At 25.0% G+C, this 13063-nt stretch carries 9 protein-coding genes and 1 pseudogene; 3 read left to right on the top strand and 7 right to left on the bottom strand.

Features of this window, described 5'->3' with window-relative positions:
• Nucleotides 1–5: 5 nt before the first annotated feature.
• From fabG to prfB, 5 genes are read right to left on the bottom strand one after another with little or no spacing between them, the layout of a single operon-like run.
• Nucleotides 6–740 (bottom strand): 3-oxoacyl-[acyl-carrier-protein] reductase, encoded by a 735-nt coding sequence (gene fabG / locus BGIGA_RS02840; protein ID WP_014726864.1) that lies wholly within the window; start codon nucleotides 738–740, stop codon nucleotides 6–8.
• Complete coding sequence (gene cmk, locus BGIGA_RS02835; protein ID WP_014726863.1) at nucleotides 737–1432, bottom strand: (d)CMP kinase; 696 nt, start codon at nucleotides 1430–1432, stop codon at nucleotides 737–739. Before cmk ends, fabG begins: the two co-directional genes overlap by 4 nt.
• 6 nt (nucleotides 1433–1438) lie before the next feature.
• Nucleotides 1439–2317 (bottom strand): agmatinase, encoded by an 879-nt coding sequence (gene speB / locus BGIGA_RS02830; RefSeq protein WP_014726862.1) that lies wholly within the window; start codon nucleotides 2315–2317, stop codon nucleotides 1439–1441.
• Nucleotides 2314–3705, bottom strand: coding sequence for a decarboxylase (locus tag BGIGA_RS02825; RefSeq protein WP_014726861.1), 1392 nt, complete (start codon nucleotides 3703–3705; stop codon nucleotides 2314–2316). Before BGIGA_RS02825 ends, speB begins: the two co-directional genes overlap by 4 nt.
• Nucleotides 3706–3713: 8 nt before the next feature.
• Nucleotides 3714–4811, bottom strand: a complete 1098-nt coding sequence (gene prfB, locus BGIGA_RS02820) for a peptide chain release factor 2 (protein WP_014726860.1) — start codon at nucleotides 4809–4811, stop codon at nucleotides 3714–3716.
• Nucleotides 4812–4915: 104 nt separating this feature from the next.
• Between prfB and clpB the strand changes: the two genes are divergently transcribed.
• Together clpB and era are read left to right on the top strand one after the other, a co-directional pair.
• On the top strand, nucleotides 4916–7540 hold the full coding sequence (clpB, locus tag BGIGA_RS02815) for an ATP-dependent chaperone ClpB (RefSeq protein ID WP_014726859.1): 2625 nt from the start codon (nucleotides 4916–4918) through the stop codon (nucleotides 7538–7540).
• Nucleotides 7541–7554: 14 nt separating this feature from the next.
• Nucleotides 7555–8441 (top strand): annotated as a pseudogene (gene era, locus BGIGA_RS02810) (GTPase Era).
• 2 nt (nucleotides 8442–8443) lie between these two features.
• Here era and tyrS read toward each other — a convergent pair.
• Both tyrS and BGIGA_RS02795 read right to left on the bottom strand, forming a co-directional pair.
• On the bottom strand, nucleotides 8444–9724 hold the full coding sequence (tyrS, locus tag BGIGA_RS02805) for a tyrosine--tRNA ligase (RefSeq protein ID WP_014726858.1): 1281 nt from the start codon (nucleotides 9722–9724) through the stop codon (nucleotides 8444–8446).
• A 429-nt stretch (nucleotides 9725–10153) separates the two neighbouring features.
• Nucleotides 10154–11716, bottom strand: coding sequence for a hypothetical protein (locus BGIGA_RS02795; RefSeq protein WP_014726856.1), 1563 nt, complete (start codon nucleotides 11714–11716; stop codon nucleotides 10154–10156).
• A gap of 144 nt (nucleotides 11717–11860) precedes the next feature.
• Here BGIGA_RS02795 and BGIGA_RS02790 point away from each other — a divergent pair, with 144 nt between their 5' ends.
• Entirely contained in the window at nucleotides 11861–13063 is a 1203-nt protein-coding gene (locus BGIGA_RS02790) for a 2-isopropylmalate synthase (RefSeq protein WP_014726855.1), read from the top strand.

The following is a 13063-nucleotide window of genomic DNA, read 5'->3' as shown; positions in this document are numbered from 1 at the left end:
ATAATTTAAATTAATCCTCCGTTTACATTTAACACAGTTCCAGTAATATAATTTGATAAATCTGAAGCGAGAAATAAAGTCGAGTTCGCTACATCTTGAGGAGTTCCTGCTCTTTTTAATGGAATACTTTTTATCCAATTTTCTTTAATTTTAGGTATAAAATGAGAATTCATTTTTGTTACGATATATCCAGGAGCTATGGCATTACAACGGATGTTTTTTTTTCCTAATTCTCTGGCTATTGATTTTGTGAATCCAATAATTCCTGCTTTAGATGCTGCATAATTAGATTGTCCAATATTACCTGTTAATCCTACAACAGAACTCATATTAATAATGCTTCCTTTTTTTTGTTTCATCATAGGATAAATAGCATGTTTAGTTAAATTAAATATAGAATATAGATTAGTTTTAATAACATAATCCCAATCTTTTTTCGAAATTTTAAGCAAAAACTTATCTTTTATAATCCCTGCATTATTCACTAATATATCTATACTCCCATATTTTTTTATAACTTTTTGCACTAAATTTTTTGATGAATTAAAATCTGAAAGATCTATTTTATACGCTTCTACGAGATTTTTGAATTTCAATTCTAATTCTTTTGCTTTCTTTATTGAGGAAAAAAATGTAAAAATAACATTAGCCCCATGTTGTACAAAAGTTTTGACTATAGATTGACCTATATCCCCTGACCCTCCTGTAACTACAGCTATTTTTCCATTTAATAATTTCATATGATGGAGGTCCTTTTATTTATAAATTTAAAAATAAGATTTAATTGTTCTTCTATACTTAGAAATGTATTATCTATTTCTATAGAATCTACAGACTTTTTAAGTGGAGAAATATTTCGTGAAATATCCATCATATCTCTATGAATTAGATTTTTTCTTACTTCTTCATAAGAAACTTTTTCTCCTATTTTTTTTAGATCTTGATATCTTCTGTAAGAACGAATCTCTATAGATCCTTTCATAAATATCTTTAACTCTGATTTAGGAAAAACATAGTGACCTGCATCTCTTCCATCTATAACGATTCCTTTATTTTTTCCAATGTTTCTTTGCATAAGAGTCAATCTTTCTCTAATTTCTGGAATTTGAGCTATTAAACTAACTTTATTTGTTACTTGTTTTGATCTAATCTTATGTTGAATATTTTCCCCATTTAAAAAAATATCTGTTTGACTATATTTTTGATTCCATTTAAATTTTAAGTTTGTTTCTTTCAAAATAGGAATAAAATTTTTTGTATTCCACAAATCACTATAAAAAATTTTTTTTCGAATAGCAAGTAAAGCTACACTTCTATACAGAGCGCCACTATCTATATATTTATATTTTAGTTTTTTAGAAATTTTTTTTGCTAAAGTACTTTTTCCTGATGAAGAATAACCATCTATAGTTATAATGATTTTTTGATTCATATATAATTAATTTACATTTACATGTTTATATGATAATAATTTATAGTAAAGTTTTACAGCTAGAAAATCTGTAGAAGATTCATTTTTATTAGGTAAAAGTTCAACAATATCAAATCCTATTACATTTTTTTTATTAAAAACTTTTTTCAAAAATTTTAAAGTTGTGTACCAAGATAACCCTCCTGGTTCTGGAGTACCTGTAGAAGGGGCGATACTAGGATCAAAAACATCTATATCTATACTGATAAATACATTATTAGATAATTTATGAATAGCATTTTGCATCCATAAATCATTTTGATAAATTTTATGCATATAAAATATATTTTCTTTTTGAATATATTTTTTCTCCATTATATCCATACTACGAATTCCTATTTGTATTAAAGGATATTTTTTGGAAGCTTCATACATGGAACAAGCGTGATTATAAGGACTTCCTTTATACATAGGACGCAAATCTGTATGCGCGTCCATATGAAGAATGCTTAAATTTGTATATTTTTCTCCAAAAGCTCTAATACTTCCTATTGATATAGAATGATCTCCTCCTATAAATGTTATGAATTTCTCTTTAGAAAGAAATTTTTTTGTAACATTATATACTTTTTCAATCATTTTTTTTGTGGAAACTGAAGAATTTATAATATAGGGAACAAGAAAAATTCCTTTTTTATATACTTCTGAATTGGTTTCAATATCATATAATTCCATATGTTCTGCGGCAGATAAAAAAGCTTTAGGTCCTTTCTTAGCCCCTTTTTTCCATGTTTGAGTATAATCATATGGAACTGGAATAAGCACCGTTTTAGATTGATCAAGTGTGGCGTACTTTTTAGGAATTCCCGCAAAAGTTTTTTTTTTATTTCTATAATGAAATTTCAATATCCTAATATTTTTAGAATTTCTTCTGGACTTTGTGATTGACGAAAAATTTTGTATACAAAATTTTCTTTTTCGTCATGATCTATCAATATATGAATAGGTTGAGGAATTAAACAATGATGCACTCCACCATATCCGCTAATTGTATCTTGATAAGCTCCAGTATTAAAAAATCCAATATAAAGCGGTATTTTTTGATGAAAACAAGGAAGATATATTGCATTCATATGTTGTTCTGAATTATAATAATCATCACTATCACATGTTAATCCTCCTAAAAAAACCCTTTCATAACAATCATTCCAACGATTGATTGCCATCATAATAAATCTACGACTTATTGCCCAAGTGTCAGGAAGCGTTGTCATGAAAGAGCTATCTATCATATTCCATTTTTCTCTATCATTTTGACGTTTTTGATTAAGTATTTTATATAAAATTCCTCCACTTTCTCCTACTGTATAAGCTCCAAATTCTGTGTAAATATGAGGTTCTGAAATATTTTCTTCTTGACAAAATTTTTTTATCTGATAAACAATTTCATTGGTCATGTATTCATAATTATACTTAAAAGACATAGATGTTTTAATAGGAAAACCTCCTCCTATGTTCAAAATTTCTAATTCTGGTGCTATTTTTTTTAGTTTAGCATAAATATGTAAGCATTTGAAAAGTTCATTCCAATAATAAGCGGTATCTTTTATTCCTGTATTTATGAAAAAATGTAACATTTTTAATTCCACTTTAGGATTATTTTTTATTTTATTTAAATAAAAAACAATAATATCTTTATATCCAATTCCTAATCTAGAAGTATAAAATTCAAATTTAGGTTCCTCTTCAGAAGCTATACGTATACCTAATTTAAAAGGATAATTAATAACTAAACTTAATTTTTCTAATTCTTCGGAATTGTCTAATATTGGTATTGTATTATAGAACCCGTTATTAATAAGTTCTGATATGTTTTCAATATAATTTTTGGGTTTAAATCCATTGCATATAACTTCAATATTTTTAGTTGTTTTTCCTTTTTTATAAAGATTTTTTACTATTTCTATATCATAAGCATATGAAGTTTCAATACTAATATTATTTTTCAGAGCTTCTTCTAACACAAAAGAAAAATGAGAACTTTTTGTACAATAACAATAAGTATATTTGTTATTATATTGATTGGAATGAATTGCTTTTTCAAACCATTTTCTGGCTTTTCGTATATTTTTAGATATTTTCGGTAAATATGTAAACTTTAATGGAGTTCCATATTTTTTTATAAGATCCATTAATGGAATTCCGTGAAATTCTAAAAAATTATTTTTTATAGAAAATTCCTCATTGGGAAAATCAAAAGTTTGATCTATAAGATCATAATAACGGATTTTCATTGAAAAACTTAAGATAATGAAATTGTATTTTTATTTTCTCTATTATATATTAAAAATTTTTTTAAAAAAATATCTATTTCTCCATCCATAACTGATTGAATTTGTGTGGTTTCATAACCAGTTCTTAAATCTTTTACTAATTTATAAGGATGCAGAATGTAATTTCTGATTTGAGAACCCCATTCAATTTTTTTTTTTGTAGATTCTATTTTTTCTTTTTTTTCATTTCTTTTCATCATTTCCATTTCAAATAATCTAGATTTCAACAACTGTAAAGCTTTTTGTCTATTTTGTATTTGAGAACGGAATTCTGTATTTTCTATGGTAATTCCTGTAGGATGATGACGTAATCTTACTCCTGTTTCTACTTTATTGACATTTTGACCTCCTGATCCACTAGAACGAAAAGTTTCCCATTGTATATCTGACATTTTAATATCTATATTAATATCATCATTTATCATAGGATAAACATATACAGAAGAAAAAGAGGTATGACGTTTTGAATTACTATCAAACGGAGAAATTCGGATCAACCTATGTACTCCATTTTCTCCTTTCAAATAACCAAAAGCATAAATTCCATCTATTTCTAAAGTAATAGATTTAATACCAGTTATATCTCCGGATACATGGTGAATTTTCTTAACTAAAAAATTTTTTTTTTCTGCCCACATGGAATACATTCTCATTAACATAGAAGTCCAATCACAACTTTCAGTCCCTCCAGCTCCAGAAGATATTTGGAGTATAGCATTGAAAGAATCTTCTTTTTCAGAAAGAATATTTTTTAACTCAATATTTGAAAGTAATTTTTTAGTTTTATACAATTGAATTTCAAATTCTTTTTCTAAATTTTCTTCTTTAGAAAGAGAAAATATGATTTCTAATTCTTCAAAAGAATTTTTCAATTCCGTAAAATCTTTTATGCATGTTTTCATATTATGCATATTTTTTATAAATTTTTGAGATTTTTTATAATTTTTCCAATAATTAGGATTTGATGTTTTTTCTTCTATATATTTCTGTATTTTATCTATTTTTAGTATATCATAAATTTTATGAATTTTTTCTGAAATAGATTGTATTTCTTCTTTTTTTATCATAGTGCGAAAATAAATATTTTGAAATAATTAGTTTTAACAACTATGTTGATCAAAAATTTTTTTTATATTATAAAAATATAAACTTCATTTTATAATATTATTATATGAATTATAATAAGTTAACGATCAAGTCACAAGAAGTAATACAAGAAGCGCAACATATTGCCTTAAAAAATAATCAACAATCTATCGAAAATGCTCATATTTTAAAATCAATTTTGAAAATTGAAGAAAATATAATTTCTTTTTTTTTTAAAAAATTGCAAGTAAATTCTCAATCAATAATTTTTGGATTAGATCGGATTATTTCCTCTTATCCAAAAATTATGAGTGATCCTTTTACTCAACATTTCAATTTACATGTAACAAAAATGTTGAATATAGCAGAAAATTATGCGGACACATTAAAAGACGAATTTATTTCTGTAGAGCATATTTTTTATGGAATTTTTATGAGTTTTGATCTTACTTCGCAATTATTGAGAGATCAAGGAATAACAGAAAAGAAAATAAAAAAAGTTATTGAAAACATAAGAAAAAAAAGCGGAAAAGTGATTTCTTCTACAGCAGAAAATATGTATAATGCTTTGGATAAATATGCAAAAAATCTCAATGAATGGGTTTATAAAGGAAAATTAGATCCTGTTATTGGACGTGATGAAGAAATACGTAGAGTTTTACAAATATTATCTAGAAGAACAAAAAATAATCCAATATTGATTGGTGATGCCGGAGTTGGTAAAACAGCTATTGCTGAAGGGTTAGCTCATCGTATTATTAGTGGAGATATTCCTGATAATTTAAAAAATAAAAAAGTATTTTCTTTGGATATGGCTTCTCTAATTGCAGGAGCTAAATATAAAGGAGAATTTGAAGAAAGGCTTAAAGCCGTAATAAAAGAAGTAACATCTTTAGATGGAGAAGTGATTTTATTTATTGATGAAATTCACACTTTAGTTGGGGCAGGAGGTGGGGAAGGAGCTATGGATGCCGCAAACATTTTAAAACCAGCATTAGCTAGAGGAGAACTTAGAGCGATAGGAGCTACCACTTTAAATGAATATCAAAAATACTTTAGAATAGATAAAGCTTTAGAAAGAAGATTTCAACAAGTATACGTAGATGAGCCTTCTATCGATGATGCAATATCTATATTACGTGGAATTAAAGAAAAATATGAAAGTCATCATAAAGTAAGAATAAAAGATGAATCTATTATAGCTGCTGTAGAATTATCTAAACGTTATATTAATGAACGTTTTTTACCAGATAAAGCTATAGATCTTGTGGATGAAGCTGCTTCTAAGTTAAGAATGGAAATCAATTCAAAACCAGAAGAATTGGATGTATTACACAGAAAAATTATGCATATGGAAATACAAATAGAAGCTTTAAAAAGAGAAAATGACGAAAAACAATTAATTCCTTTAAAAAAAGAATTATTTAAATTGAATGAAAAAAAAATGCAGTTGCAAGATCAGTGGCAAAATGAAAAAGATTTAGTTGAAGGGATTCAAAAAGCTAAAGATAAAATAGAAAATTATAAATTTGAAGCAGAACAAGCAGAAAGATCAGGCGATTATGGTAGGGTTGCAGAATTAAGATATGGAAAAATAAAAGAAGAAGAAAAAAAAGTAAAAGCGTTAGAAAATGAGTTAAAAAAACAAGAAGATAAAGGGCATAAAATGATACAAGAAGAAGTTTGTAGAGAAGATATTGCTCAAGTTGTCTCTAAATGGACTGGAATTCCGGTAACTAAAATGTTACAAAGTGAAAGAGAAAAATTATTATTTTTGGAAAAAAAATTACACAGAAGAGTTGTAGGACAAAATCATGCGATTCAATCTATCGCCAATGCTATACGACGTTCTAGGGCAGGAATACAAGATGAAAAAAAACCTATAGGATCTTTTCTGTTTATGGGAAATACAGGGGTAGGAAAAACGGAATTAGCTAAAACTTTAGCAGAATATTTGTTTGATGATGATAATAATATGGTTCGTATAGATATGAGCGAATATCAAGAACGTCATTCTGTAAGCCGATTAATAGGAGCACCTCCCGGATATATAGGTTACGATGAAAGTGGACAGTTAACAGAAGCTATACGTAGACGTCCTTATAGTGTTATTTTGTTAGATGAAATAGAAAAAGCTCATTCAGATGTATTTAATATCCTACTACAAATATTGGATGATGGAAGATTAACTGATAATAAAGGAAGAATAGTTAATTTTACAAACACTATTATTATTATGACTTCGAATATAGGATCAGATGTTCTTCAGGATAATTTGGATAAAAAAATTTCTTATAATAGAATGGAGACTACAAAAAAAACTTTAATAGATTTATTAAAAAATATTGTTAGACCTGAATTTATTAACCGTATAGACGAAATTATCTTGTTTAAACCTCTTTCTAGAAAAGAAATAAGAGACATTGTTAAATTGCAAATGAAAAAATTAGGAGAAATACTATATAATAAAAAAAATATTTGTATAGAATCAACGAATGAAGCTATAGAATATTTGTCTGAAAAAGGATACGATCCTCATTTTGGAGCTAGACCTTTAAAAAGAGTTATTCAACATGATATTTTAAATAATCTTTCTAAGGAAATTATAATAGGTAAAATACAAAAAAATCATAAAATTTTAATAGATTTTTTCAAAGAACAAGGAATTGTATTTAGAAAATCAGAAAAAATTGAAAACATTAACATTTAAATCGTAATAAATAAATGATTCATAAGTCCGGTTTTGTTAATATTATAGGATCTCCTAATGTAGGAAAGTCTACTTTAATGAATTCTCTTGTAGGAGAAAGACTTTCTATCATAACACATAAACCACAAACAACTCGTCATAGAATATTGGGAATCATTAATAGATCTGATTTTCAAATTATATTTTCGGATACACCAGGAATAATTGATCCTATTTATCCTATGCAAAAAATTATGATGCAATATGTAGAAAAATCGTTAGAAGATGCAGACATTATTTTATTCATTACAGAGATAGGAAAACCAGAAGATGTTTCAATATTCAATCATATAAAAAAAAAAATAAAAATGTTCCCATTATTATATTGATTAATAAAATAGATAAAATAGGAACACAATGTGGAGAAAACACATTATATTATACCATTAATTATTGGCATAAATTATTTCCTGATTCAGAAATATTACCAATATCTGCATTAAAAAAAATGAATCAAGATCTATTAATGAATAAAATTAGATCTTTATTATCTAAACATCCACCTTTTTATCCAAAAGATTATTTAAGTAATAAATCTGAACGTTTTTTTGTAAATGAAATAATTAGAGAGAAAATATTTTTTTTATATAAAAAAGAAATTCCTTATTCCGTAGAAATATATACGAAATGTTTTAAAGATAAAAATACTTTTATATATATATTATCTTCTATATATGTAGAACGAGATTCTCAAAAAGGAATATTAATAGGAGAGAAAGGACATGCAATTAATAAATTGAAGTTGTTTTCTATAAAAAGCATAGAACTTTTTTTTAAAAAAAATATTGAATTAAAATTCAATGTAGAAGTTTGTAAAAATTGGCGATATAATTATAAAAAATTGAAATATTTTGGATATTAAATTCATTCAATTTTTATAATAAAAAATTCTTTTTTTCCAAATTGGAATAAAATATATTTTTTTCCTATTATGTTTTCTTTTTGAATCATAATATTTTCTTTCACAAGAATTTTATTTAAGTGAATTGAGTTTGCTTTTAAAGCACGATTTGCTTCACTTTTTGAAGAGAAAAAACTACTTCTTTTTAAAAGATCTAATAAAAAAATTCCTTTATCAAATTCATCACAAGATATAAGCATATGTGGAATATGGTTGTATATAGAAATGAAAGTTTTATCATCTAACAATTGAAAGGATTCATTTTTTTTTTCAAATAATATATTTGTGATTTCTATTACTTTTTTTACAATTTCATTTCCATGAATCCATTCAGTTATTTCATTAGCCAATTTTCTCTGTAATAATCTTTTATTTGGATATTTTCTATGTTTATAAATTAAATTTTCAATTTCTTCTTTTGAAAAAAAAGTATATATTTTTATGTATTTTTCAATTTCAAAATCAGAAATATTCATCCAAAACTGATAAAATTTGTATGGAGATGTTTTATTTTTATCTAGCCATATATTTTCTTCTTTTTCACTTTTACCAAATTTAATTCCATTAGGTTTTATTATTAAAGGAAAAGTGATTCCATACGCTTTTTTTCCTGTTTTTTTTCTAATCAATTCAATCCCTGTTGTGATATTTCCCCATTGATCAGATCCTCCTACTTGCAATTGACAATTTTTTACTTGATTTAAATACAAAAAATCATATCCTTGTATAAGAGAATAAGAAAATTCAGTGAAGGATATTCCGTTTTTTTTATTATTAATTCTTTTTTTTACAGAATCTTTAGATATCATATAATTTACAGAAAAATGTTTTCCTATTTCACGAATAAAATCTATGAAATAAATATTTCGAATCCAATCGAAATTATTTAACAATTCTATTTTTTCTGAATAAAACTTTAAAAATCTAGATATTTGATTCTTTATAGATTCCGTATTATTTTGTAGATTTTTTTTACTTAAAAAGATTCTCTTATCTTTCTTATCGGAAGGATCTCCTATAAAACCTGTTGCTTCACCAATTAATGCTAAAGATTTGTGTCCTTTTTTTTGAAAATGAATTAATATAATAATAGGTAAAAGACTTCCTAGGTGCAAAGAATCAGATGTTGGATCAAAACCTATATACATAGTTGTAGGTTTTTTTAATTGATTTTCTATCCCAGGAACTTTGTTTTTAATTAAACCTCTCCATGAGAGTTCATCAATAATATCTTTATTTTTCATATAAAAAAAAAAATAACAATTAGTAATTTTAAATCATTTGGTCATGATAAAAAAAATTGCAATATACAATTTATTCACTTTTTTTTTCAGTTTGATACACATGATTTTTAGTATTTTTTTCTTTAAAATATATTTTATTTTCATATTAAAAATATATGTTTTTTCATTTCCTGTAAATAGTTTGTTTTTTCTTTTTTGTTTATTTACAACAAAAAATAGATGTAAATTCACTACATATATTTATATGTTATGTGATACAATGAGATTATTTTTTAGTGTTCTTATTTTTTTTTATTCAATTTTTGATTCTTATGATCTTTCAAATTTCTCTTCTTCATTTTTATTGAAAGCTTTAATTCATTTTATTTTTTCATATTTTATGACTCTTTTTTTTAGAGTTATATTTTTATTGAATTAAACAATTTTATTTCAATTATTTTTGATTGTTCTTAAAAATTTTTCTTTTATAATTGATTCTACAGATTTATTTTCTATTTTTGAATTTAACCAAGAAATAATATCTAAATATAAAAAAGTCCTTTTTTCATAAGGATGATCGTAATATTTAACTAATTTATCTCTTAATTTTTTAAATTGATTTTTAATTTGATGTGGATATACATTTCCTAAATTCTTAAAAAAATGAATAATTTTTTTTTGCACAATGTACCAATCATCCATTTGAATAAAGAATTTATATGCGGATTGAATTTTCTGATCCATATTTTCATCTAAGCCACTTTCGTAGCAAGCTATTAAGTGTAATAGTCTTGCAAAACATTGTAAATCTTGTCGTAAGTTTTTTTTTTTATTTTCCATAATTTTTGACAAATACCGAATAGTATTTTCATTATCTCCGCTCCCAAAATATAAACAAGCAATTTTATAATAAAGAATCATAATATAATGGGAATCCAAACGATTAAAAATTTTATTAAATTCTATAAATAATGGTGGAATTACTTTTTTAACTCCTTCCGAAAAGCTTCCTTCCATATAATGTTTGTTGATACGATTAGTATATGTATACATAAAAATTAATATTTTCGTGTTTCCATTTATCAGTATTTCTTTATTTTGTACTTCTTGTTCAAATTGTTTAAACACACGAATAAATTTTGAATAATGATTCAAATAAAATAAAGTGTCTAACAAATAATGATATCCTTTTAAATATCGAACAGGAGCTATTTTTTTTGCTTTTGTATGATTTTGAAACAATTCTACCCATTTATAAGAAGATCTGTAACACATAACGAAATCTTGTCGAATATAATGATACCATACTTGAGCCTGATACAAAAATAATTTTTCGTAAAAACTAAGTCGATCAATATCAAATTTTGGAAGGTTTGTACGAAAATATGTTTCTATAAATATTTTATCTTTTTCATTTCTTACATATCCTACTTTTAAATATAAACCATACAATTCTAAAGAAAGGCTTGATAATGCATTATTACATTGGATTTTTTCAATTAATTCATTTGATTCTGCGTATAATTCTCCAGATCTAGAATAAAGACTCCTAGTTATATGTTGGGATTCTATCATTTTTTCAAATTCAACTAATTCTAGTAGAATAGTATTAAATTCATAACATCTAGCAATAATTTTTGCTTTTCCTAATAATTTTAAGCTTTGAAGATACAAGCCTTTGTTATATAAAATTTTAGCAAAATCTAAATATTCACGTATTTGTATATCATGGTTTTCTACAATATGTTGTAGTTTTTTAAGACTAATTAAAATTTGTTTATATAAATGAGCTTTAATATTAGATAGTTGTTCTTTTTTTATAGGTGTGTTTTTTAATATTTTTTCTTCATTGTAAGAATTCATTTTGCTCATGATTTCAAATAATTTTATAAACTTAGCATCTTTATTTTGTTTTATACGATTTGCATAAATTCTAAAATTTCTCTTTTCGGATTTTGATAAAGTTTGAATTAACAAAAAAAGATGATCTGATTTATTATTATAATTAGGCATTGTAATTTTATAATGATGTTTAATTTGATTAATAGAATAATATAAAATAATTTTGTTAATTAGATATTGTAAAGATTCTCACAATTTATTTCTATTTTCTTTTTGGAAAAAATAGTTTTGACGAAAATAATCCAATGAAATGATATGGAAAAAAAGAAAATACAAATTTTTGATACATCTTTGCGAGATGGAGAACAGGCTCCAGGATGTAAATTAAATGCTAAAGAAAAAATAAGAATAGCTAAAAAATTGGAAACTTTAGGAGTAGATGTGATAGAAGCTGGATTCCCTACATCAAGTCCAGGAGATTATCAATCAGTTCAAGATATTGGAAAGGCCGTTTCACGGTCTATAATTTGTGCCTTATCTAGAGCCGTAGAAAAAGATATAGAAACAGCAGGTGTTGCCCTAAAATGGGCTAAAAGACCTAGAATACACACTGGAATTGGAACTTCCAATTGTCATATTCGTTATAAATTTAATAGTACTCCAGAAAAAATTATAGAAAGAGCTGTACATGCGGTAAAATATGCAAAAAAATTTGTAGAAGATGTAGAATTTTATGCTGAAGATGCAGGACGTACAGAAAATGAATTTTTAGCAAAAGTTTGTGAAAATGTGATCAAGTATGGAGCAACAGTCATTAATATTCCTGATACTACAGGATATTGTCTCCCAGAAGAATATGGTAATAAAATCCGTTTTTTAAAGGAAAATGTGAAAGGGATTCATAAAATTATATTATCTACTCACTGTCATAATGACTTAGGATTAGCAACAGCTAATTCATTAGCTGGAATCATAAATGGAGCGGAACAAGTAGAATGTACTATTAATGGAATTGGAGAAAGAGCGGGAAACACTTCTCTAGAAGAAATTGTCATGATTATTAAGCAAAATTCTTATTTAAATTTATTTACTAATATTAATACAAAATTAATTTTTTCTACAAGCGATTTAGTCTCAAAATGTACAGGAATGAAAATACAAGCAAATAAAGCTATAGTAGGGATTAACGCTTTTTCTCATTCTTCTGGAATTCATCAAGATGGAATCATTAAAAAAAGAGAAACTTATGAAAGTATTAATCCAGAAGATGTTGGAATAAATCAATCTTCCATAATTCTTACAGCTAGAAGTGGAAGAGCAGCTTTAGCTTATCGTTATAAAAAATTGGGATATTTTTTAAACAAGAATTCTTTAGATTTGGTTTATTCTATTTTTTTAAAATATGCAGACGAAAAAAAAGAAATTACTGATATGGAATTAAAAGTAATATTAGAAAAAGCTAATAATATAAAAATATTGCATTCTAATACGAATAATAGAAGAATAAATGTTGTATAA

This window comes from Blattabacterium sp. (Blaberus giganteus) (genome assembly GCF_000262715.1).
In the GTDB taxonomy this organism is placed as follows: domain Bacteria; phylum Bacteroidota; class Bacteroidia; order Flavobacteriales; family Blattabacteriaceae; genus Blattabacterium.
This window is presented reverse-complemented; position numbering and strand designations above follow the sequence as displayed.